This is a genomic window from Pseudomonas sp. Z003-0.4C(8344-21), assembly GCF_900104975.1.
Lineage (GTDB): Bacteria > Pseudomonadota > Gammaproteobacteria > Pseudomonadales > Pseudomonadaceae > Aquipseudomonas > Aquipseudomonas granadensis.
Genome location: NZ_LT629756.1, coordinates 3,723,598 through 3,745,627, shown reverse-complemented (window position 1 = coordinate 3,745,627; position 22,030 = coordinate 3,723,598). Strand labels below are relative to the sequence as shown.

At 61.8% G+C, this 22,030-nt stretch carries 19 protein-coding genes; 11 read left to right on the top strand and 8 right to left on the bottom strand.

Annotation, left to right across the window (positions count from 1 at the left end):
* The first annotated feature begins 13 nt into the window (after positions 1-13).
* Positions 14-1,000, top strand: a complete 987-nt coding sequence (locus BLU24_RS16905; RefSeq protein WP_093101932.1) for an SDR family oxidoreductase — start codon at positions 14-16, stop codon at positions 998-1,000.
* Here the strand turns inward: BLU24_RS16905 and BLU24_RS16900 are convergent.
* The 3 genes from BLU24_RS16900 to BLU24_RS16890 are packed head-to-tail and all read right to left on the bottom strand — an operon-like array spanning position 989 to position 4,427.
* Positions 989-2,611 carry an alpha-amylase family protein gene (locus BLU24_RS16900; protein WP_093101931.1) on the bottom strand — a complete coding sequence of 541 codons (1,623 nt, stop codon included), beginning with the start codon at positions 2,609-2,611 and terminating at the stop codon, positions 989-991. The two genes, BLU24_RS16905 and BLU24_RS16900, sit on opposite strands and share 12 nt — an antisense overlap.
* Positions 2,601-4,148, bottom strand: coding sequence for an alpha-amylase family glycosyl hydrolase (locus BLU24_RS16895; RefSeq protein ID WP_093101930.1), 1,548 nt, complete (start codon positions 4,146-4,148; stop codon positions 2,601-2,603). Before BLU24_RS16895 ends, BLU24_RS16900 begins: the two co-directional genes overlap by 11 nt.
* Positions 4,149-4,202: 54 nt before the next feature.
* Complete coding sequence (locus BLU24_RS16890; RefSeq protein WP_090283051.1) at positions 4,203-4,427, bottom strand: hypothetical protein; 225 nt, start codon at positions 4,425-4,427, stop codon at positions 4,203-4,205.
* Positions 4,428-4,658: 231 nt separating this feature from the next.
* Between BLU24_RS16890 and BLU24_RS16885 the strand changes: the two genes are divergently transcribed.
* Entirely contained in the window at positions 4,659-5,540 is an 882-nt protein-coding gene (locus BLU24_RS16885; RefSeq protein ID WP_093101929.1) for an MBL fold metallo-hydrolase, read from the top strand.
* Positions 5,541-5,601: 61 nt separating this feature from the next.
* Here the strand turns inward: BLU24_RS16885 and BLU24_RS16880 are convergent, their stop codons facing one another.
* The gene (locus BLU24_RS16880; protein WP_172833278.1) at positions 5,602-6,528 is read right to left on the bottom strand and encodes an alpha/beta hydrolase; all 927 of its coding nucleotides are present in this window, start codon (positions 6,526-6,528) and stop codon (positions 5,602-5,604) included.
* 120 nt (positions 6,529-6,648) lie between these two features.
* Between BLU24_RS16880 and BLU24_RS16875 the strand changes: the two genes are divergently transcribed.
* The 9 genes from BLU24_RS16875 (at position 6,649) to BLU24_RS16835 (ending at position 16,074) form a co-directional block, all read left to right on the top strand.
* Positions 6,649-7,554 carry a LysR family transcriptional regulator gene (locus BLU24_RS16875; RefSeq protein ID WP_093101928.1) on the top strand — a complete coding sequence of 302 codons (906 nt, stop codon included), beginning with the start codon at positions 6,649-6,651 and terminating at the stop codon, positions 7,552-7,554.
* 205 nt (positions 7,555-7,759) lie between these two features.
* Positions 7,760-9,007 carry an ABC transporter substrate-binding protein gene (locus BLU24_RS16870; RefSeq protein ID WP_093101927.1) on the top strand — a complete coding sequence of 416 codons (1,248 nt, stop codon included), beginning with the start codon at positions 7,760-7,762 and terminating at the stop codon, positions 9,005-9,007.
* Positions 9,008-9,080: 73 nt separating this feature from the next.
* The gene (locus tag BLU24_RS16865; protein ID WP_093101926.1) at positions 9,081-9,956 is read left to right on the top strand and encodes a branched-chain amino acid ABC transporter permease; all 876 of its coding nucleotides are present in this window, start codon (positions 9,081-9,083) and stop codon (positions 9,954-9,956) included.
* A gap of 11 nt (positions 9,957-9,967) precedes the next feature.
* A complete protein-coding gene (locus BLU24_RS16860; protein ID WP_197677832.1) occupies positions 9,968-11,749 on the top strand; it encodes a branched-chain amino acid ABC transporter ATP-binding protein/permease in 1,782 nt (593 codons plus the stop codon).
* Complete coding sequence (locus BLU24_RS16855) at positions 11,742-12,446, top strand: ABC transporter ATP-binding protein (protein ID WP_093101924.1); 705 nt, start codon at positions 11,742-11,744, stop codon at positions 12,444-12,446. Before BLU24_RS16860 ends, BLU24_RS16855 begins: the two co-directional genes overlap by 8 nt.
* 41 nt (positions 12,447-12,487) lie before the next feature.
* Positions 12,488-13,258, top strand: coding sequence for an SDR family oxidoreductase (locus BLU24_RS16850; RefSeq protein ID WP_093101923.1), 771 nt, complete (start codon positions 12,488-12,490; stop codon positions 13,256-13,258).
* Positions 13,259-13,290: 32 nt separating this feature from the next.
* A complete protein-coding gene (locus tag BLU24_RS16845; protein WP_093101922.1) occupies positions 13,291-14,391 on the top strand; it encodes a glycerol dehydrogenase in 1,101 nt (366 codons plus the stop codon).
* 153 nt (positions 14,392-14,544) lie between these two features.
* The gene (locus tag BLU24_RS16840) at positions 14,545-15,081 is read left to right on the top strand and encodes a 2,4'-dihydroxyacetophenone dioxygenase family protein (protein WP_093101921.1); all 537 of its coding nucleotides are present in this window, start codon (positions 14,545-14,547) and stop codon (positions 15,079-15,081) included.
* Between the two features lie 87 nt (positions 15,082-15,168).
* Positions 15,169-16,074 carry a LysR family transcriptional regulator gene (locus tag BLU24_RS16835; protein ID WP_093101920.1) on the top strand — a complete coding sequence of 302 codons (906 nt, stop codon included), beginning with the start codon at positions 15,169-15,171 and terminating at the stop codon, positions 16,072-16,074.
* Positions 16,075-16,096: 22 nt separating this feature from the next.
* On the opposite strand, the gene BLU24_RS16830 is transcribed toward BLU24_RS16835, so the two are convergent.
* From BLU24_RS16830 to xylA, 4 genes are all read right to left on the bottom strand, one after another.
* Positions 16,097-17,233, bottom strand: a complete 1,137-nt coding sequence (locus tag BLU24_RS16830; protein WP_093101919.1) for a sugar ABC transporter permease — start codon at positions 17,231-17,233, stop codon at positions 16,097-16,099.
* Positions 17,234-18,790, bottom strand: a complete 1,557-nt coding sequence (xylG, locus tag BLU24_RS16825) for a D-xylose ABC transporter ATP-binding protein (protein WP_093101918.1) — start codon at positions 18,788-18,790, stop codon at positions 17,234-17,236.
* 695 nt (positions 18,791-19,485) lie between these two features.
* Positions 19,486-20,487 carry a D-xylose ABC transporter substrate-binding protein gene (gene xylF, locus BLU24_RS16820; protein WP_090283055.1) on the bottom strand — a complete coding sequence of 334 codons (1,002 nt, stop codon included), beginning with the start codon at positions 20,485-20,487 and terminating at the stop codon, positions 19,486-19,488.
* Positions 20,488-20,635: 148 nt separating this feature from the next.
* Complete coding sequence (gene xylA, locus BLU24_RS16815; protein ID WP_093101917.1) at positions 20,636-21,952, bottom strand: xylose isomerase; 1,317 nt, start codon at positions 21,950-21,952, stop codon at positions 20,636-20,638.
* Positions 21,953-22,030 lie beyond the last annotated feature (78 nt).

Genomic DNA, 22,030 nt, shown 5'->3' with positions numbered 1-22,030 from the left:
GGAGGAGCAAAGCATGGATCAGCAAAACAACGGGCTGGTGGTGATCTGCGGCGCCAGTGCCGGCGTCGGGCGCGCCACGGCGCAGCGTTTCGCCGCGGCCGGTTACCGCATTGGCTTGCTCGCACGCGACGAGGCCGGACTGGAGTCGACGCGTGACGAGCTGGCGCAATACGGGCAGGCAGTGAAGGCGATCAGCGTCGATGTCGCTGATGCGCCAGCGCTGGAAGCGGCGGCCATTGCGTTGGAAGAGGAACTGGGGCCGCTGCAGATCTGGGTCAATTCAGCCATGGTCACGGTGTTTTCACCGATCGAGAAGCTTACTGCAGAGGAAATCCGTCGGGTCACCGAAGTGACTTATCTCGGCACCGTCCACGGCACGTTGGCGGCGTTGCGCTTGATGCGCCCACGCAATGCGGGGCTGATCATTCAGGTCGGCTCGGCGCTGGCCTATCGGGCGATTCCGTTGCAGTCGGCCTATTGCGCGGCCAAGTTTGCCGTGCGCGGTTTCACCGATGCGTTGCGCTGCGAACTGCTGCACGAGCGCAGCCGCATTCGCGTGTGCATGGTGCAGTTGCCGGCGATCAATACGCCGCAGTTCGATTGGGCGCGCAACAAACTGGAAAAACGTCCGCAACCGGTGCCGCCGATTCACGATCCGGACGTCGCCGCGCGGGCGATCTTCAGTGTCATCCAGCGCCCGCCGCGCGAGTTGTGGCTGGGCATGGCGAGTATCAAGGCGATTGTCGGCAGTTGCCTGATTCCGGGGTTGCTCGACCGAATGCTCGCGCGCCAATGCTATCCGGGGCAGATGAGCAAGGAAGACGATAACGGCGAGCACGGCGACAACCTCTATCAACCGCTGAGTGGCGACCTGCACCGCGCGCGCGGACGCTTTGTCGGCCGCTCGCGCGACAGCGCGCTGGCGCTGACTTCGACTCAGGTGTCGGCATTGGCAGCGGCGCTGGCAGTAGTCGGCGCGCTGGTGTTGTTATGGTTTTGAAACGCTGCGACGAAACCAGCGGTAGCCAAAGCCGTTCAGTGTCAGCGCCTCGGTTTCGCTGACGGGCGAGGGATAGATGCCGTCCGCGAGGACTTGCTCGAAATCCTTCAGCTCTTTGTTCAACGCGCGATCGAGCGTGACAGCTTGCCGACTGAGGTTGGCCAGCACAACGGTGGTCGCTGCGCCAACATGGCGCATGGCAAACACCGCCGGATGCGCCTGCGCAAGGGGTTCAGAGGCGCCCCAGCCGATTTCGCCGAGCTGCGCCCGCAGCTGAAAGATCGCCTGGCAGCGCGCGAGCAACGACTCGGGATCGTCTTGCTGCGCGGCAACATTCACCCGCTGATAGCTGAACGGTCCGGCATCGATCAGCGGTGCCGGCAGCTTCGCTTGTTCCGCGCGGGAAAACCCGCCATTGACCTCTGCACTCCATTGCATCGGCGTGCGCACCGCGAGGCGTTCGCGCCGTCGCAGGTCGTCGCCCATACCGATTTCCTCGCCGTAACGAATGATCGGCGTGCCCGGCAACGACGCCAGCAGCGCCTGCGCCAAGGCCTGATGCCGCACGTCGCCATCGAGCATTGGCGCCAGCCGTCGGCGGATGCCCCGGCCATAGACACGCATGTCCTCTTGCGGGGCAAACACCTGCATGACTTCCTCGCGTTCGGCCGGGCTCAGGCGTTCCAGATCCAGCTCGTCATGGTTGCGCAGCCACACCGCATAACCAGCGCCATCCGGGGCGTGCGGGCGCTGGCGCAACGCGCGCAGCAGCGGTTCGGCACGCTCGCGGGCGAGGGCCAGAAACAGGTGATTGTTCATCCAGAAATCCAGCGCCAGTTGCAAGCGATTGCCGCTGCCGAAATAGTGCTGAAACCGCTGCGGTTCGACATCGACTTCGCCCATCAACAGGCATTCCGGGTTGATCGAACGCGCATGCGCGGCCAACCGTTCGAGCAGCCACACACCGCGTTCTTCCTCGCCGCCGCCGGCCTGTTCCACGGCGTGGGAGGCGGCGTCCAGACGAAACCCGGCAACGCCCAGGCGCAGCCAGTGGCTGATGATCTGTTCGATCTCGGCGATCACTGCCGGGTTTTGCAGGTTCAGGTCTGGCTCATGTCGGTAAAACAGATGCCGGTAGAACTGCCCGGCCTGTTCGTCCCATTGCCAGATGCTGTCTTCCACACCGGGAAAGATCGGCTGGTTGCCGTCGTCCACCGGTTGGTCCGACCAGATGTAATAGTCGCGATAGCGGCTGTGGCGATCCCGCCGCGCCTGCTGAAACCACGGGTGTTGGTCGCTGGTGTGTTGCAGCACCAGTTCCATGATCACTCGTATGCCGCGCTGGTTGGCCGCGTCGATCAGCCGGCGAAAATCCGCTTCGCTGCCGAAGCGCGGTTCCACGGCCTGGTGATCGCTGACGTCATAGCCACAATCGCGAAACGGTGAGCCGAAGATCGGCAGCAACCACAGCGCGCCGATGCCTAACAAGCGCAGGTGATCGAGGCGTTCGACGATGCCGGCAAGGTCGCCGCAACCATCGTCATTGCGGTCGAAAAACTGCGACGGATCAACTTGATAAATCACGGTGGTATGCGGCCATTCAGCACTCATGGGCAGTTCCTTTCTGACGCAGGATCAGCGCTTGTTGTGCGGCGACGAGGCCGGCGAAAGGTTGGTCTTCGCCGTGGCGATCACTGGCCACTTCGACAATCCACTCGCCGGTCAACACAAAGGCATGCTCGGCCGCGTCGAAGTTGACGCAGACGATGCGTTCGTCATCCTCGCAGTGGCGCCGATAAGCCAATAGCTGTGGGTGCGAGGGCAATTCCTGCCAGTCGCCGAGGCGCAAGGCTGCGCTCTCGCGGCGGCAATGCAGCAGGCGCCGGTACAGATTGAGCGTGGAGTCGCTGGCGCTTTCCTGAGTTTCCACCGCCAGCGCTTCGGCTTCAGGCGGGAAGGGCAGCCATGGCGCTTTGCCCGACCAGCCGTGCGGCGCCTGCGCCCGCCACGGTAACGGCGCGCGGCTGCCGTCGCGTCCGCCGGGGTCGACGCGGGTTTGCGCGTTGACCTGGGTGTCTTCCAGCGCCAGTTCGTCGCCCTGAAAAATGAACGGCGTGCCGCGCAGACTCAGCAGCATCACCGCCGCTGCGTTTGCGCGTGCCAGCGAGCCGCCGTAACGGCTGCGAATGCGGCTGTTGTCGTGGTTGGACAAGGCCCAGGTCGGCCACGCCGATTGCTCGCCGAGGCAACGTTCGACTTCCCGGATGCACAGGCGAAACACCACCGGGTCCCACGGCGCGTCGAGTGGCGGGAAGTTGAACGACATGTGCAATTCATCACTGGCGCCGTAATACGCCGCCACCCGTGCGGTCGAGCGGATGTTCACTTCGCCGATCAACACGCGGTCGCCGGGGTAATGGTCCACCAACCGACGCAAGCCACGCAGCACTTCGTGGCTGTAGGGCTGATCGTTGATCTGCACCATGGTTTCGCCGGCCATGCAGCGCGGGTCATCGGCGAAGGTCGGATCCTTGCCCACGCAATGCACCACATCGATGCGGAAGCCATCGACGCCACGGTCCAGCCAGAACTTCAGCACGTTGTGCATGGCCTCGACGACTTGCGGGTTGTGCCAGTTGAGGTCGGGCTGCTGCGGCAGGAAGAAGTGCAGATAGTATTGCTGACTGCCTTCATCCCAGGTCCAGGCGCTGCCGCCATCGATCGACGCGCGCCAGTTGTTCGGCTGGTCGCGCCAGAGGTACCAGTCACGCTTGGGGCTGTCGCGGCTGGCGCGCGATTCGATGAACCACGGATGCTGGTCCGAGGTGTGGTTGGGCACAAAATCCATGAGCAGTTTGAGGCCACGCTTGTGCGCCTCGGAAATCAGCTGATCGAGATCGGCCAGGCGCCCGAACAGCGGGTCGATGTCGGTGTAGTCGCAAATGTCGTACCCGGCGTCGCACATCGGCGACGGGTACACCGGTGATAACCACAACGCGCCAACGCCGAGCGCCTTGAGGTAATCGAGCCGCGCGATCAGCCCCGGAAGATCGCCGATGCCGTCACCGTTGCCGTCGGCAAACGAGCGCGGATAGACCTGATAAATCGCGACGTTTTTCCACCATGTCAAATTCTGCGTAGCGGACATGGTCCTCTCCTTGAATTTGCTGTGATGCGTTACTGGCGGCTCTAGCGCGCGGATTCAGGGCTGCTGGTAGTGCCCCGGGACATTGTCGCCTTCGTCAGGCTTGGTCCTTTTCTGCACCTGCACGTCACTCAAGCGTGCGTCCTTGAGTTCGGGAAATGTCTGCCTGAGCACGGCTTCCGCCTGCTGCGGATCGAGGCCGTCCAGATCCTCCTCCAGAGTGCGGCTCTGCGGCTGATTGTCGAGGATGAAACTGACGATGTAGCGGGGCTTATCGAACATGGTGGCCATCCTTTTGATGCGGGGCTGGGTGACTGTTTGGGTGGTGTTGACGCGGCGGATAAACGCCCGGCGCTTTCAGTGATGACGCTGAAGACCGGCGGTTGTTCCCTCCAATTGCCCAAGCGCAACGCCCGCCGTGCCATACGTCGATTCAGTCGAGCAGTGACCGCTCAGACCGGGTCAACCGCGCATAACGGTTCGGCAGCGCGCCCGGCGCGAGGGAGGTAAAACATGCGTGTGCATCATTTGAATTGCGGCTGTATGTGCCCGTTGGGCGGCGCGTTGTTCGATGGCTACAGTCGCGGCCTGACGGCGTCGGTGGTGTGTCACTGCCTGCTGATCGAAACCGCGAGCAACGGCCTGATTCTGGTCGACACCGGTTTCGGCCAGCAGGACGTCCAGCATCCGCAGCGCCTGAGCCGCTTTTTCCGCACGCTGAACAACATCCGTCTCGAACACCGCTTCACTGCGCTGGAGCAGATCCGCCGGTTGGGCTTCGACGCCAATGACGTACGCCATATTCTGCTGACCCATCTGGACTTCGACCACGCCGGCGCCTTGCAGGATTTCCCCCGGGCACGGGTGCACGTCATGCAGCAGGAACTGCAACATGCCCGTTCGGCCAGTGACTGGATCGAACGGCGGCGCTTTGTCCCGGCGCAATGGCGCGACGTCGAGGGCTGGGAGCTGTACGCGCCGCAGGGCGACACCTGGTTCGGATTCGATTCGGTACGCGCCGTGCTCGGCGCCGAAGAAGAAGACATCCTGCTGGTGCCGCTCAGCGGCCACACCCTCGGCCACGCCGGCATTGCCCTGCGCACCGCCGACGGTTGGCAGTTGCACGCCGGCGACGCCTATTTCCACCACGATGAAGTCCATCTGCCGAAACGCCGCTGCCCGCCGGGCATGCGCCTGTACCAATTCATGATGGACAGCGACCGCCAGGCGCGGCTGCACAACCAGCAACGCCTGCGCGAACTGGCCGCCGATGCGCGGGCGGCGGTGAAGATCTATTGCAGCCATGATGCGCGTGAGCTGGAACGGGCAATGCACAGCGGGGCAGATGCGGCGGCGAGATCGCCGGGGCAGGGGGATCGGTTGCGGCATTTGTGAGGGTTGCAACGGGTAAAAGCGGTAGCGCGACGCCGAAACGCCGTCGCGCGTGGGACTCGCCTCAGCGGTTGGCCTGGAGCCAACCCGCCTCAATGAAACGCACCGAACTCTCCATGGCCTGCTGACCTTCAGCAAGCATGCCGGCATAAAAGTGCCAGGCATGGAACATCGCCGGCCAGACTTCCAGATTGACGCGCACGCGGTTGTCGGCCAGGTGAGTGGCAAGGCGCATGGCATCACTGAGCATCAACTCGTTCTCGCCAATCTGCACCAGAATCGCTGGCAGACCGGTGACGTCGGCAAATACTGGCGAAGCCAGAGGATGGTTGGCCAGCGTGTTGCCGAGGAAGGCTCTGGCGAGAATGTCCAGCACCGCTTTGGAGTTCAGCGGGTCGAGCCCTTCACGGTTGCTCATGGACGCACCGCTGTGTTCCAGGTTGGCCCATGGCGAGATCGCAGAGCCGACCGCCGGCAGCGGCAGCCCTTTGGATTTGGCCGCGACCATGACGCTGACGACCATCGCGCCACCCGCTGATTCGCCGGCGAAGGCGATGTTGTGCGCGGGTATGTCCTGTTCCAGCAACCATTCATACGCGCGCAGGGTGTCGTTGATCGGTGCCGGGAACGGATGCTCGGGAGCGAGGCGATAGTCGGGCATGTACACTCGCGCACCGAGCATCTTCGCGTAATTGCCGCCGATGCCATGGTAGCCGTCAGGGCGCCCGACGATGTAGGCGCCGCCATGGATGTACATCAACACCGCATCGGTCTTGAGTTCGTCCGGGGTAACCAGTGTGCCGGGCACGCCGCCCATGTCGAGCGCTGCGAAGGTGACGCCGGCAGGCGCCGGATTCTGCGCGAGCATGCGGGCGTAGGCATCGCGGATGTCGCTCATTTGGGTGGTGGTATCGATACCTTTGAGCACCGGGACCAGATCGCTGAGGCTGTTGGCCCAGGTGTCTACCGCTGCTTGTACTTGAGTGTTCATGAGACCTCGATTCGGCGTTGGCTGAGAGAGTAGCTAATCGAGATGTTATGCTCAGTATTGGGGAATAGGGTTCCCCATAGCAGGCGCCAACCTGCCCGCACATCAACACTCAGAGGCCCCATGGAACTGCACAACCTCAACGATATTGCTGCGTTTGTCAGCTCGGTCAACGCCGGCAGTTTCACCGCAGCGGCGAAGCAACTCGGCTTGACGCGCTCGGCCGTCGGCAAATCGATCGTCAGGCTGGAAAGCCGCTTGCAGGTGCGTCTGCTCAACCGCACCACGCGCAGCCTGAGCATGACCGATGACGGGCAGATTCTGTATGAGCGGTGCGTTGGCATCCTGCAGGAACTCGATGCGGTCGAGGACGCCCTCGCATTTCGTCGAGCGACACCCAGCGGCCGATTGCGCATGAGCCTGCCCGTTGCCCTGGGCAGGCTGCACGTTGTCCATCACATCGAACGTTGCCTGAAAGACTGGCCGTCGCTGGCCATCGACGCAACGTTCTCCGACCGTCTGGTCGACCTGATCGAGGAAGGTTTCGACCTGGCCATTCGCATCGGCCCACCGAAGGACGACTCGGGTTTGCTCACGCGTACGGTGGCTTGCCAGCAAATGATCACCTGTGCATCACCGAAGTACCTGGCGGAACATTCTGCGCCGCAAACACCTGCCGATCTGGCAGATCACCCGTGCCTGCACTTTGTCAGCGGAGGCAGGTTGCTGCCGTGGAATTTCCGGGTGCAGGGGCAGCCTGTGCCGGTGATTCATGCCGGGCGCTTGCAGATGGACAGCGCAGAAGCGTTGCATCAGGCGACGGTCGCCGGTCTCGGCCTTGCGACGCTGCCGTCCTATGTGGTCAACGATGATTTGCGCAGCGGCGCATTGGTGCAACTGCTCGGTGCCTATGCCGAGGCCGCCGAACCGATCCGGGTGATCTACCCGAGCAAGCGGCATTTGTCGCCCAAGGTGCGCCTGTTCATCGACAAACTGGTGGAGGCGTGGTCACCGCCGCCATGGGAATGATTTCCGGCCGTGCGACCTGTGCCGATAATTCACAGCAGGTGTGATTAACCAGCTATATCCAGCAAATCTCGACGGGCCGTACTCTTGGTTGCGGTGGTGGAGGAACGTCTTGCGTGTTCATAAGCCACTGTAAATCCGCCGACGTCGGTGCTGGCACTGAGCTTCGGACGGAACAATAAAAATAATACCTGCGGGAGATACTTCTATGAGACTCGCTCGAGAGGAAGCCGGGGCCGCTACGGCCGCCACCGGAGGCTGGCTGAAATCTGCCTGCGTCCTGCTTTGCCTGTCCACCTCGATCGCCGCGCACGCAGACATCAAGCTCGGTGCGCTTTATCCCCTCAGTGGTTCTTTGGCGCTGCTCGGTGACGAGAGTTATCGCGGTCTCGAACTGGCGATCGCCGAGCGTAACGCCGCCGGCGGCCTCAAAGGCGAGCCGATCACCTTGCTCAAGGCCGACGCGGTCGATGCCGGTCAGGCGGTCGGTGCCGCGCGCCGGCTGACCTCGGTTGAAAACGTCACGGCGGTGTTCGGCAGCTATTCCTCGGCACTGTCATTTGCCGCCACACAAGTGACCGAAATGGCCGCCGTACCGTTCTTCGAGCTGGGGGCGGTGTCCGATCACATCACCGAGCGCGACCTGAGCTACGTAATGCGCAGCAACCCGACGGCGAAAAATTTTGCCGAAGGCACCATTACCGCCATCACGCAAATCATCAGCCCGGCACTCAAGGTTGATCCTCGTCAACTGAAGATCGCCATCATTCACGAGGATGCGCTGTACGGCACCACCATCGCCGGGTTTCAGAAAAAACTTGCCCAGGAGCAAGGCCTGAACGTGGTCGAGGTGTTGCCTTATTCAGCCAAAGCGGTCGATCTGTCATCGCTGATCCTGCGCTTGAAAGGTGCGCAGGCGGATGTGGTCTTGCAGACCAGCTACCAGAACGACACGACGCTGTTTTTCCGGCAGATCCGCGAAGCCGGTTTCAAGCCCAAAGCGGTGGTCGGTGCGGGCGGCGGTTATTCCATGCAGGACACGGTGAAAGTCGTCGGCGCGGACAATATGGAAGGCGTTCTCGATGTGGATTTTCCGCAGTTCCAGACCAATGAAAATGGCGCGCCGGGCATCGGTGCGTTTGCCAAAGCCTACAAGGCGCGATATGGCAGCGAACCGCGATCGGGTCACAGCCTGATCAATTATGTCGGGGCGAAAATCTTCCTTGATGCCATGCAATCCAGCCCGTCGCTGGCGGCCGACGATATCCGTGCGGCAGTGGCGAAGGTGGATATTCCGCTCGGTGGCACCGCCGCCGGCATCGGTGCGAAGTTCGGTGCCAACGGCCAGAACCAGCGCGCCAATACCGCGATCATGCAATGGCAGAGCGGGCAGCTGAAAACCGTCTACCCCGAAGCGGCGGCTGTCGCCAAAGCACACTTTTCCGACCAACCCTGAACCGTGCACTCGTGCTGAAGCTTGATTCCCGAGCTTCACGGGTTCGCTCGCTCGCAAAAAGAGGGCGCCAACTGTGGAAATTTTCATCCAGCTTCTGTTGAACGGCTTATTGCTCGGCGGCACGCTGGCCATTATCAGCATCGGCCTGACCCTGATCTTCGGCATCGTCAGGGTGGTCAACTTCGCCCATGGCGAGTTTCTGATGATCGGCCTCTATGCCGTTTACCTCCTGAACGCGCATTTCGGCCTGCACCCTTACGTGGCGATCATTCCCGCCACGATCCTGCTGTTTGCGGCGGGTGCGGCCATGCAACGGTTCATCATTCAGCCGCTGCTCAGCGCCGAGGGGCACATCCAGATTTTCGCCACCGTGGGCGTTTCGATCGCGCTGATGAACGGGGCGTTGCTGATCTTCGGTGCCGATGTCCTGACCGTGCGCAACATCAGTGTCGGCACCGGTACTGTCAGTCTGGGAGCCTTTCGCGTCAGCAGCGGGCAGTTGATCACCTTCGCCGTGTCACTGGCATTGGTTGCCGGGCTGCATTGGTTTTTGCAGCACACCTTTCTCGGTCGTGCCGTGCGGGCGACTGCGCAACATCGCAATGCGGCGCAGTTGATGGGCGTCAACGTCAAGCACATCTACATCTTCGCATTCGGTCTGGGCTGCGCCTGCCTCGGCGTCGCCTCAGGCCTTATCGCGCCGCAGTACCCGGTGTTTCCAACGGTCGGTACGTTCTTTGTCCTCACGGCATTCGTCATCGTCGTCCTCGGCGGATTGGGCAGTCTTTCCGGCGCTCTGGTCGGTTCGATGCTGATCGGCGTCGTCGACAGTCTTGCCGGTTACTACATCGCGCCGGATCTGAAGGAGGTCGTCTATTTCTCGATCTTCCTCGGCATCCTGGTGTTTCGTCCGACGGGGCTGTTTGGCGCCGGTCGCGGGTCTGAGTAAGGAGCATGGTCATGAATATTTGCCACCCGCGTGTGTATGTCAGTGCCTTGGTCCTGGCGCTGCTTCTGGTGATTCCGTTGAGCGTCGGCTCACCGTTCGTTTATCACCTGTTCATCCTGATTTGCAGTTATGCGGCGCTGGCCAGCGCCTGGAACATCGTTGGCGGTTTCGCCGGTCAGCTCTCGCTGGGCCATGCGGTGTTCTATGGTGTCGGCGCTTACACGACGACCTTGCTGATGATGAAACTCGGCATCAGCCCATGGATCGGCATGTTCGCTGGCGCAATTGTGTCGTCTATCGTCGCCGTGTTGATCAGTTGGCCGTGCTTCAGATTGCGCGGGCCGTTTTTCGCCCTGGCGACCATCGCCGTGCTGGAAGTCGTGCGCTTGATGGCGATCAACCAACACGACGTGACCGGTGGTGCTGCCGGTCTGGGCGTACCGCTGAAACTGGGCGTCGAATGGATGCTGTTCCGCCCGCGCTGGCCGTACCTGTTGATCGCCTTCGCCTTTCTGCTGATCACGCTGGCCGTGTCGTGGAAGATCAAGAATTCGCGCTTGGGCTATTACTTGATTGCCGTTCGTGAACGCGAAGACGCGGCGCATGCGGTGGGGGTGAATTCGGTCAAGGTCAAGTTGATCGCGGTGGTCCTGTCGGCATTCATCACCAGCCTGGTCGGCAGCTTCCATGCGATGTACCTGACCTTCATCGAACCCGGCTCGATGTTCTCCCTGGAAATGTCGATCCAGATCGCCATGTTCGCGTTGATCGGCGGCCTGGGTACTGTCTCCGGTCCGCTGATCGGGACGCTGCTGGTATTGCCGCTGGCCGAACTGGCGCGCGGCTGGCTCGGCGATCTGGGCAGCGGCGTGCATGGTCTGGTTTACGGGGTGGTGCTGGTAGCGGTGGTGCTGACCATTCCGCAAGGTGTGGTGGGGCGCTTCGGAACTCGGGTGTTCGGCTGGATCGACGCCTTGCCCGGTGGCCGGCGTGCCGCTACCGGTGCCGCGCCTGCGCTCAAGGCGCCATTGCAAAAGACGTCTTCACTAACCCGCGGCGAACCGCTGCTGGTTGCGGAGAACCTGCACAAGTTCTTTGGTGGCCTGCACGCGACCAACGATGTTTCGCTGACGCTTGCCGAAGGCGAAATCGTCGGGGTGATCGGCCCCAATGGCGCCGGTAAAACCACCGTGTTCAACCAGCTCTCCGGGTTTCTTCTGCCCTCCCGAGGCCAGGTCAAGGTTCGCCTGCCCAACGGTGACTGGGTGACCCCGACCAGCCCGGCGGAATTCGCCAGGGCAGGCATTGGCCGCACCTTTCAGATTGTGCAGCCGTTCGCCGACCTGAGCGTCTGCGAAAACATCATGCTCGGTGCCTTCATGCACACCGCGGACGCGAAAGAAGCGCGGGCGATTGCCGAGCAAGTCGCCGAACTGACCGAACTCACCGCACTGCTCGATACCCGGGCGCGCAACCTCACCGTCGGCGGCATGAAACGTCTGGAGATGGCGCGCGCCCTGGCCACCCGGCCACGGATCCTGTTGCTCGACGAAGTCATGGCCGGGCTCAATCCGACCGACGTTGCCAAGGCCATCGAGGTCATTCGCCGGGTGCGTGATTCGGGCGTCAGCGTGTTGATGATCGAGCACTTGATGCAAGCGACGATGAGCCTGTCGGACCGCATCGTCGTGATCAGCTCGGGCACGCTGCTGATGCAGGGCGCGCCAAACGATGTGATCAACGATCCGCAAGTCATTGAAGCCTATCTCGGCAAGGAGTACAGCCATGCTTAAACTCGACAGCGTGCACAGCGGCTATGGCGGCACGGAAATCCTGCGTGGCGTGTCCTTCGAGGTCAATGCCGGGGAAGTGGTGACCATCGTCGGCGCCAACGGTGCCGGAAAAACCACAACCTTGCGCAGTTTGTGCGGCATCGTCACGCCGTCACAGGGCACGATCGAGTTCGAAGGTCAGCGCATTGACGGGCAACGCCCGGACCAGATCGTCGACGCCGGCCTGACGCTGATTCCCGAAGGGCGGCAGCTCTTTCCGTTCATCAGCGTGCGCGACAACCTGTTGATGGGTGCCTACAAGCGCAGCGCGCGGGCGGGCTACAAAAAACGCCTCGACGATGTGCTGGATCTTTTCCCACGGGTGCGCGAGCGCCTGGATCAGAACGCCGGGACGCTGTCCGGCGGCGAGCAACAAATGGTCGCCATCGCGCGCGGCCTGATGGCCGGCCCCAAATTGCTGATGTTCGACGAGCCGTCACTGGGCCTGTCGCCGCTGCTGGTGTCGCAGGTGTTCGACATCATCGACAAGATTTTGCAATTGGGCACAACCGTGCTGATCGTTGAGCAGAACATCGTCCATACGCTGCGAATCGCCCATCGCGGTTATGTGCTCGAGAACGGTGAAGTGGTGCTCAGCGGCACCGGCCAGGAGCTGCTGGACAACCCTCACGTCAAACGCGCGTACCTGGGGCTCTGACCCCGAGCGCCGTTAATCATGAAGCGAAAGCGAGAACCGCGATGACATTTTCCAGACATACCGGCCGCACCGTTCTGGTGACTGGCGCCGCTGGCGGCATTGGCGCCGCTATTGCGCGGCTTTATTGCGAAGAGGGCGCTGTGGTGGCGTTGCTCGATGCTGACGCGGCGAAGGTGCAGCAGCAGGCCGCCGCCCTGCGCGAAGACGGATTCACCGTCGCTTGGGCGCAGGCCGATGTTGCCGATTATCCGGCGTGCGCTGCGGCCTGTGAGCGCCTGATCGCAGAGCTGGGCCCGATCGACACCCTGATCAACAATGCCGGCATTTCCCCCAAGCACGACGGCGCACCGGCGCCGATCTGGGCGATGACGCCGCAGGAGTGGGGGCGGGTAGTCGATATCAACCTCAACGGCTCGTTCAACCTCGTGCGCGTGCTCAGCCCCGGCATGGTCGAGCGCGGCTTCGGGCGCATCGTCAACATGTCGTCGGTGGCCGGTAGCGCGTTTTTGCCCATCGTCGCGGCCCATTACAGCGCGACGAAGGCGGCGATCATCGGCTTTACCCGGCATCTGGCGGGTGAACTGGGGCCGTACGGCATCACTGCCAACGCACTGGCCCCGGGGCGCATCGAAACGCCGCTGCTGCAGAGCGTTTCCGCGCAGGCCAATCAGGCGGTGGTTGAGCAGACGCCCTTGCGCCGCCTGGGCACACCGCTGGAAGTCGCCAGAGCGGCGTGTTTCCTCACCTCGACTGAAAGCGATTTCATCACCGGCCAGGTCATCGATGTGGCGGGCGGCTGGTTGATGCGCTGACAGGCGCTGACAAGATTCGGAGGGCGTTGATCATGATTAAAACCATGGGTTTCCCGGGGCGTTACGAGCAGGGGCCCGGTGCCTTGCAACAGCTGGGCCGGGTGTTGCGCGACATGGGCCGGACCCGGCCGCTGGTACTGTGCGACGAGTTCGTCGCCCGGCACCTGTGGCCCGACGTGGGTGCAGCCTTGCAAACGCACGGTTTCGAACCGGTGCACATCGAGTTTCCAGGCGAATGCACGCGCGGCGCGATTGCCGCGTTATCGGCGCAGGCTCGGGTGCATGCGCCAGACACCGTCATTGCACTGGGCGGCGGCAAGACCATCGATACGGCGAAGGGCCTGGCGGTCAAGCTTGATGTCCCGATCGTCGTCTGCCCGACCATTGCTTCGAGCGATGCACCGACCAGTCGGCTCATCGTTCTGTACGACGACGCGCATAAAGTCGTGGGGGTGGAGTTTCTCGCCATGAACCCCGCGGCCGTCATCGTCGATACCGAGGTCATCGTGCAGGCCCCGGCGCGTTTTTTTGCCGCGGGCATTGGCGATGCGCTCAGTAAAAAGTTCGAGGCCCACCAGTGCCACGCTGCCGGCGGCAACAACTCCTTCGGCACGCCGGCGCTGCACACCGCGCTGATGATGACCGACATGGTCTTCGAAACGCTGATGCAGTACGGCGTGTCGGCTTATCAGGCGGTGTGCCGACAGGAAGTCAACGACGATGTCGAGCGAGTCATTGAAGGCACCGTGCTGATCAGCGGCGTGGGCTTCGAAAGCGGTGGCTTGTCCTTGTCCCATGCACTGGTTCGCGGGTTGACGGCCATACCGGCGATGGCGTCGATGCTGCACGGTGAACTGGTGGCGTTCGGCACGCTGGTTCAAATGGCCGTGGAGAAGCGTCCCGTTGAGGAGATCGAACGGGTCGCGCGGCTGTTGCAGGCAGTGAAGCTGCCCGTGACCTTCGCTGAACTGGGGCAGAGCACACCCTTCAGCACCGCGCAGATCAACCTCATGGTGGAGGCGACCCTGTCGGCGGCGTACGCAAAAAACATGCACCCACCCCTGGATTACCAACGTCTGGTCAGCGGCCTGGCCGCTGCGGACCGCATCGGCTCGCGTTTGATCAAAGCCTGAGCCTGCCAGCCGTTGACCCTGTGCGCGTGCGTCACAGCTGGTGTGAAAAGGTAGCTGTTTTCACCCGCAGACCGACGCCATAACCTTTCAAGCAACCGAAATCAGCGCGCCATCCCGTGCGTAAGTTCGTGAATAAAACCGAGAGGCCTGACCATGAATACCCCTGTTAAACCTGATGAACTCGCGATTCCCTACCAGTTGCCGCAAGTGCCGTTCATGACGCCCGACATGGTGCATCCGAACGTGATGACCCAGTGGCTCGAGGACGATGAACTGTGGGTGCCAGTCACTCAGTCGGTTTCGTTCAAACCGTTGCTGCTCAATACCAGCGGCGGCTATTACATCAATCTGTTGCGTGTGCGTCAGGCGGGGGTGCTGTCGCGTCACCGGCATACCGGTGGCGTGCATGCGATCGTGCTCAAAGGCCGCTGGTACTACCTGGAACATGACTGGGTGGCTGAAGAAGGCTCCTTCGCCTACGAGCCGCCGGGCGAAACGCATACGCTTTTCGTGCCCGAAGACGTCAGCGAAATGATCACCTGGTTTCACGTTCAGGGCGGCTACACTTACGTCGACCCGCAAGGCGTCGCCGTAGGCTACGAGGACGTGTTCACCAAGCTCGAAGCCGCACGGGCGCATTACCAGAGCCTGGGTTTGCCGGACGACTATATCGAGCAGTTCATTCGCTGAGCCGAACCGTTAAAAAAGCGCGCTTCGGCGCGCTTTTTCATGGCGGTTCAGAGAACATCAGCCTGAAGAATCACGCAAGGATCGGCTATGGACAATTACTCTCAGCTACTCGCTTTCATCTGGTCTACCGAGTGCGGGAGCTTTTCGGCGGCTGCCCGTGCGCATCACATCACGCCCTCGGCGGTCAGCAAGTTGATTTCACGTCTGGAGGACCGCTTGCAGGTCCGGCTGTTCCAGCGTGGCTCGCGGGTACTGACGCTGACCGAGGAGGGCGCCGCTTACCTGCGCAGCGCCAAGGCGGTGGTGGAAGCCATGAACGAAGCCGACTCGCTGGCCGAAGCATTGCCCTCGAGGGTCAGCGGCACCCTGCGCATCCATACCATGACCTCGTTCGCCAAGCACCAGATCGTGCCGTGGCTGCCCGAGTTTCTGGATTTGTATCCGGCACTGGACGTGGAAATTCAGTTGGGCGCGCAGTTCGTCGATCATTTCGAACAGGGGCTCGATATCGCCATTCACAGCGGTGTGCTGCCCAGTTCATCCCGCATCGCGCGGCGCATCGGTGAATGCGAATGGCTGATCTGCGCTTCGCCGCAATACCTGGCACGGCACGGCACGCCCACCACGCCCAGAGACCTGCTCGAGCATCGCTGCTTCAATTTCAGTTTCGTCAGCCCGTGGAACAAGTGGTCGTTTTTGCAGGAGGGCGAGGGGGTGTCGGTCCCGGTCACCGCCAGTGCCTCGTTCACCCAGGGTGACCTGTTGCGCGACATGGCACTGTCCGGGGCCGGTGTGGTGAAGCTTGCCGACTTCCACATCGGTCTGGATGTCAAAGCCGGGACGCTGGTGCCCCTGCTGGAGTCATTCAAATCGGGCGTGGTTGAACCGATCTATCTGCTTTACTCCGACAGAAAGCACCTGAGCCCGCGCATCCGGGTGTTCATCGAGTTCTTCCAGGACAAATGGCGCCAGCATCCGTGGAAGGTGTCTTGAGCAACGATGAGCACCCATCCATTCAACGCCGCCCCGTGCGCGTACTGACATCCACCCACACCGCCAGCACCAGAATGCTGCCCTTGACGATCATCTGCCAGTAACTGTCGACGTCGAGCATCGACATGCCGTTGTCCAGGCTGGTGATCACCAGCGCGCCGAGCAGCGCGCCGTAGACAGTGCCGGAGCCGCCGCGCATGGAAGTGCCGCCGATGAAGCAGGCGGCGATGGCGTCGAGTTCGCCCATGCTGCCGGCCGAGGGTGAACCGGCGGCGAGGCGCGCGGTGTTGACCAGGCCGGCGAGGGCGCACATCACGCCCATGATCCCGAAAATCCACAGCTTGACCGCTTGTACGTTGATACCCGACAGGCGCGTCGCTTCCATGTTGCTGCCCACCGCATACACGCGACGGCCGAACACGGTCTGGCTGGTGACGTAGCTGAACACACCGAGCAGGGCCAGCAGCAGCAGAACCGGCACGGGAATGCCATCGTAGCTGTTGAGCGTCTGCACGAAGCCGGCCAGCACCGCGCCGATGACCAACACGCGGATCACGTCACGCGCCAGTGAATGCGCGGCGAGGCCGTGCAGGGCGCGGTTGCGGCGTTGTCTCCAGGTGAGGAATACGGTCAGCGCGAACAGCACGATGCCCAGCCCGGTGCCCATGGCGTGGGGCAGGTAACCCTGACCGATGTAGACCAGTTCCGGCGATACCGGGGCAATGGTGGTGCCGCCGGTAATCCCCAGCAAGATCCCGCGAAACGCCAGCATGCCGCCCAGGCCGACGATGAATGAGGGGATGCGCAGGTATGCAGTCATGTAGCCGTTGCCGAGGCCGATCATCAGCCCGCACAGGGCCACCAGACTCAGGTTGGCCAGCAGCGGGATGTGATAGACCACGTCGAGAATCGCCGCGAGGCCGCCGAGCAGGCCGAGCAATGAGCCGACCGACAGATCGATCTCGCCACTGATGATCACCAGCACCATGCCGCAGGCGAGAATCCCGGTGATCGACATTTGCCGCAGCAGGTTGGAAAGATTGCGCGGGGTGAGAAAACCGCCCTCGGTCTGCCAGCTGAAGAACAGCCAGATCAGCACCACGGCGAACACCAGCGCGAGCATTTTGTAGCGGGTGAACAGCTGTTTGACCTGATTCATTTACGCGGATTTCCGATCATTATTGTTATGGCTGCCGGGCTGGCTGAGTGCGGCGGCGAGCACCTGTTCCTGGGTCAGATCCTGATTGACGAAGTCGCCGCGCAACTGGCCTTCGCCGATCACCAGCACGCGGTCGGACACGCCGAGCACTTCGGCCAGTTCCGAGGAGACCATGATGATCGACACGCCGGCGGCCGCCAGCGCGCCCATCAATTTGTAGATCTCGTATTTGGCGCCAACGTCGACGCCGCGGGTCGGCTCATCGAGAATCAGCACCCGCGGCTTGGCCAGCAGCATTTTCGCCAGCACGGCTTTTTGCTGGTTGCCGCCGGACAGGCTGGTGATCGGCAGAAACGGGCTGGCGGTCTTCAGGTGCAGGCGCGCGATTTCCCGGTCGATGCTGCCCAGCTCGGCCTCGGCATCGATGCGGCTGAGTTTCGAGTAACTGTCGAGCACGGCGAGGGTGATGTTCTGGCCAACGCCGAGGTCGGGGATGATGCCCTGGCGTTTGCGGTCTTCGGGCACCAGGCACAGGCCGGCGCGGATCGATTTCAGCGGCGTGGCGGTGTCGATTGGCTGGCCGTCGAGCCAGACTTCGCTCTCATGGCGGCCGGGATACGCGCCATACAGGGCCGTGACCAGTTCGGTGCGGCCGGCACCGACCAGCCCGGCGATACCGAGGATTTCGCCGCGCTTGAGCACGAACGACACATCGTCGACCCGTTTGCGCTTGGGGTTGTCGACGTCGTAGCAGGTGATATGCCGCGCTTCGAAAATCACCTCGCCAATCTCGTGCGGCTCGGACGGGTAGAGGTTGCTCATTTCGCGGCCGACCATCTGGGTGATGATCTGCGCAATGTCCATGTCGGCCATGGCGGTGGTGGCGATGTGTTTGCCGTCGCGGATCACCGCAATGGTGTCGCAGACGGCGGCCACTTCATCGAGCTTGTGCGAGATGTACACGCAAGCGACGCCCTTGGCCTTGAGGTCGCGGATGATGTCGAGCAACACCTCGATTTCCGAACGGCTCAGCGCCGATGAGGGCTCGTCGAGGATCAGCAGGCGCGCCTGCTTGTTCAGCGCCTTGGCGATTTCCACCAGTTGCTGATAACCGCCGCCGTATTGGGAAACCGGCAGCGAGACGTTCATGTCCGGCACTTTCAATTCGCGCATCAGCGCTTCGGCGCGGTGGATCATCGCCGGGTAGTTCATCCGCCCGCCGGGTAGCGTCAGTTCATGGCCCATGAAGATGTTTTCGGCGACCGAGAGGTCCGGTACCAGAGTCAGTTCCTGATGAATGATGACGATGCCGGCGGCTTCGGTTTCGCTGATCGATTGCGCGCGTAGCGGTTGCCCGTCCCAGAGGATTTCACCGTCCCAGGTGCCATGTGGATAGACCGCCGAGAGGATTTTCATCAGCGTCGATTTGCCGGCACCGTTCTCGCCGCACAGGCCGACGCACTCACCGGGTCGGACCTTGATGTCGATGCCGTTCAGCGCTTTGACACCGTTGAAGGATTTGACGATGCCGTTCATTTGCAGCAAATAGTCGGACATGGAAAAGGCTCGTATACCAAGGACTCAAACACCAGACCTGTAGGAGTGAGCCTGCTCGCGATAGCGTCAGTTCAGACACTGCACGGCTGGCTGATCCGCGGTCATCGCGAGCAGGCTCGCTCCCACAGGGTTTCTGTTTAACCGCAGATCCGCGAATGGATCACAGCCCGAACCTGTAGGAGTGAGCCTGCTCGCGATAGCGTCAGTTCAGACACTGCACGGCTGGCTGACCCGCCGCCATCGCGAGCAAGCTCGCTCCCACAGGGTTTCTGTTTAACCGCAGATCCGCGAATGGATCACAGCCCGAACCTGTAGGAGTGAGCCTGCTCGCGATAGCGTCAGTTCAGACACTGCTCGGTTGGCTGATCCGCCGTCATCGCGAGCAGGCTCGCTCCCACAGGGTTTCTGTTTAACCGCAGATCCGCGAATGGATCACAGCCCGAACCTGTAGGAGTGAGCCTGCTCGCGATAGCGTCAGTTCAGACACTGCTCGGCTGGCTGATCCGCCGCCTTCGCGAGCAAGCTCGCTCCCACAGGGTTTCTGTTTAACCGCAGATCCGCGAATGGATCACAGCCCGAACCTGTAGGAGTGAGCCTGCTCGCGATAGCGCCAGTTCAGCCACTGCTCGGCTGGCTGACCTGCCGCCTTCGCGAGCAGGCTCGCTCCTACCAGGGTTTCGGACTAACCGTCCTGATCACTGCCCGGCAATCTGTGCCTTGGTGTAGAACCCGTCCTGTTCGAGCAAGTCGATATTGTCCTTGGTCAGCGGGGTGGGCGTGAGCAGGATGGTGTCGACTTTTTTGCTGCCGTTGTCGTACTGCGAGGTGTAGGCGGGTTTTTCGTTGCGCGCCAGTTGCACCGAGAGCTTGGCCGCTTCGGAGGCGATGAGTTTCAGCGGCTTGTACACGGTCATGGTTTGCGTGCCGGCGATCACCCGCTTGACGGCGGCGAGGTCGGCGTCCTGCCCGGAAATCGGCACCTTGCCGGCCAGTTGCTGCGCGGCCAGGGCCTGGATCGCACCGCCGGCGGTGGCGTCGTTGGAGGCGACGATGCCGGCGATTTTGTTGTCGTTGCGGGTCAGGGCGTTTTCCACAATGCTCAGCGCTTCGGTCGGGTTCCACTCCTTGACCCACTGCTGGCCAACGATCTTGATGTCGCCCTTGTCGATGGCGGGTTGCAGCACCTTCATCTGGCCTTCACGAAGGATCTTGGCATTGTTGTCAGTGGGCGCGCCACCGAGCAGGAAGTAATTGCCCTTCGGCGCGGCCTTCAGCACGCCGCCGGCCTGCATCTCGCCGACCTTTTCGTTATCAAAGGAAATGTACGCATCGACATCGGCGTTGAGAATCAACCGATCATAGGACACGACCTTGATTCCGGCCTTCTTCGCTTCGGCCACGGCATTGGTCAGCACGGTGGCGTTGAACGGCACGATGACGATCACATCGACGCCACGGGAGATCAGGTTTTCGATCTGCGAAATCTGCTTCTGCTCGTTGGCATCGGCCGACTGCACGAACACCTTGGCGTCCATTTTTTCCGCCGCCGCAACAAAGTAATCGCGATCGCGAGACCAGCGTTCCAGCCGCAGGTCATCGATGGAGAAGCCGATTTTCGGGTGGGCAGCGTCAGCCAGTACCGGTAGCGAAAGCAGTGCCAGAGCACTGGCCAGGAGCGTACGTTTGAGGTTCTTCATGGTGGTGCGTCCTTTTATTTTTGTTTGAAAGACACGGCCTGACGATGAATATCGGGCTGGTAGAACTGTAGAGAATTTGCCGGCGCCGCACGCACAGAATTGTCGTGCAATTGTCACAGCGGCGAGGCGCCGGCAGACTCCCTCGGGGTCAGCGATAGATAAAGCGGTTGACGATGTTCTCGAGCATTTCCTGACGGCCGCTGACGGCCTGCGGGTTGAGCTCGTTGGTGAAAGCGTGCTCGGCCAGTGACTCAAGATTGAAGTCGCCTGCCATGACCGCTTGACCAAAAGGCTGCTGCCAGCCGGCGTAGCGTTGATCCTTGAGCGCTTGCAACTGATCGTTCTCGATCATCGCCGCGGCGCGTTCCAGCGACTGGGCGAGCACGTCCATGGCGCCGACGTGACCATGAAACAGATCGACCTCGTCGAGGCTCTGCCGGCGCACCTTGGAATCGAAGTTGAAACCGCCATTCTTGAAGCCGCCAGCCTTGAGGATTTCATAGGTGGCGAGGGTCATTTCTTCGACGCTGTTGGGGAATTGATCGGTGTCCCAGCCGTTTTGCGGATCACCGCGGTTGGCGTCGATGCTGCCGAAAATTCCCAGCGAGGCGGCGGTGGCGATTTCGTGATGGAAACTGTGGCCGGCCAGCGTCGCGTGGTTGGCCTCGATGTTGACCTTGATTTCCTTTTCCAGACCGAACTGCTGCAAAAAGCCGAACACCGTGGCGCTGTCGTAATCGTATTGGTGTTTGGTCGGCTCTTGCGGCTTGGGTTCGATCAGCAGATCGCCCGTAAAGCCGATCTTGTGCTTGTGCTCGACCACCATGCGCATGAAGCGCCCAAGTTGTTCGCGCTCACGTTTGAGGTCGGTGTTGAGCAGGGTTTCGTAGCCTTCACGACCGCCCCACAACACATAGTTGGCGCCTTTCAGGCGTCGGGTCGCGTTCATCGCGCTGAACACCTGAGCCGCTGCGCAGGCGAAGATTTCCGGGTCCGGATTGCTCGCGGCACCAGCGGCAAAGCGCGGATTGCTAAAGCAGTTGGCGGTGCCCCACAGCAGCTTGATGCCGCTTTGTTCCTGATGTTGCTCGAGGTGGTCGACCATTTGCGCAAAGTTGTTGCGGTATTCCTTCAGCGACTGGCCTTCAGGGGCGACATCCGTGTCATGAAAGCAGTAGTAATCGATACCCAGTTTGCTGAAGAACTCGAAGGCCGCCGAGGCTTTGCCGATGGCCACTTCCATCGGGTCACCGGCATGGTGCCAGGGGCGTTTGAACGTCCCCGCACCGAACACGTCGGAACCCGGCCAGACGAAGGTGTGCCAGTAACAGGCGGCCATGCGCAGGTGTTCGCGCATGGGTTTGCCGAGGATCAGTTTATCGGCGTCGTAATGGCGGAAGGCGAGGGGCGAATCGCTGTCTGGACCTTCATAGCGGATCGGGGCGACATCGGGAAAGTACGGCATGGACGGTGTCCTTGTTGTTCTTGGCGGTGTCTCGATACTAGCAATGGCCCCGGGGGCGAAGATTATGAAAATCACCAA

Excerpts from the sequence above, each read along its gene's own strand:
- BLU24_RS16905 (WP_093101932.1), top strand. The coding sequence starts at position 14 with ATGGATCAGCAAAACAACGGGCTGGTGGTGATCTGCGGCGCCAGTGCC.
- BLU24_RS16900 (WP_093101931.1), bottom strand. The coding sequence starts at position 2,611 with ATGAGTGCTGAATGGCCGCATACCACCGTGATTTATCAAGTTGATCCG.
- BLU24_RS16895 (WP_093101930.1), bottom strand. The coding sequence starts at position 4,148 with ATGTCCGCTACGCAGAATTTGACATGGTGGAAAAACGTCGCGATTTAT.
- BLU24_RS16890 (WP_090283051.1), bottom strand. The coding sequence starts at position 4,427 with ATGTTCGATAAGCCCCGCTACATCGTCAGTTTCATCCTCGACAATCAG.
- BLU24_RS16885 (WP_093101929.1), top strand. The coding sequence starts at position 4,659 with ATGCGTGTGCATCATTTGAATTGCGGCTGTATGTGCCCGTTGGGCGGC.
- BLU24_RS16880 (WP_172833278.1), bottom strand. The coding sequence starts at position 6,528 with ATGAACACTCAAGTACAAGCAGCGGTAGACACCTGGGCCAACAGCCTC.
- BLU24_RS16875 (WP_093101928.1), top strand. The coding sequence starts at position 6,649 with ATGGAACTGCACAACCTCAACGATATTGCTGCGTTTGTCAGCTCGGTC.
- BLU24_RS16870 (WP_093101927.1), top strand. The coding sequence starts at position 7,760 with ATGAGACTCGCTCGAGAGGAAGCCGGGGCCGCTACGGCCGCCACCGGA.
- BLU24_RS16860 (WP_197677832.1), top strand. The coding sequence starts at position 9,968 with ATGAATATTTGCCACCCGCGTGTGTATGTCAGTGCCTTGGTCCTGGCG.
- BLU24_RS16855 (WP_093101924.1), top strand. The coding sequence starts at position 11,742 with ATGCTTAAACTCGACAGCGTGCACAGCGGCTATGGCGGCACGGAAATC.
- BLU24_RS16850 (WP_093101923.1), top strand. The coding sequence starts at position 12,488 with ATGACATTTTCCAGACATACCGGCCGCACCGTTCTGGTGACTGGCGCC.
- BLU24_RS16845 (WP_093101922.1), top strand. The coding sequence starts at position 13,291 with ATGATTAAAACCATGGGTTTCCCGGGGCGTTACGAGCAGGGGCCCGGT.
- BLU24_RS16840 (WP_093101921.1), top strand. The coding sequence starts at position 14,545 with ATGAATACCCCTGTTAAACCTGATGAACTCGCGATTCCCTACCAGTTG.
- BLU24_RS16835 (WP_093101920.1), top strand. The coding sequence starts at position 15,169 with ATGGACAATTACTCTCAGCTACTCGCTTTCATCTGGTCTACCGAGTGC.
- BLU24_RS16830 (WP_093101919.1), bottom strand. The coding sequence starts at position 17,233 with ATGAATCAGGTCAAACAGCTGTTCACCCGCTACAAAATGCTCGCGCTG.
- xylG (WP_093101918.1), bottom strand. The coding sequence starts at position 18,790 with ATGTCCGACTATTTGCTGCAAATGAACGGCATCGTCAAATCCTTCAAC.
- xylF (WP_090283055.1), bottom strand. The coding sequence starts at position 20,487 with ATGAAGAACCTCAAACGTACGCTCCTGGCCAGTGCTCTGGCACTGCTT.
- xylA (WP_093101917.1), bottom strand. The coding sequence starts at position 21,952 with ATGCCGTACTTTCCCGATGTCGCCCCGATCCGCTATGAAGGTCCAGAC.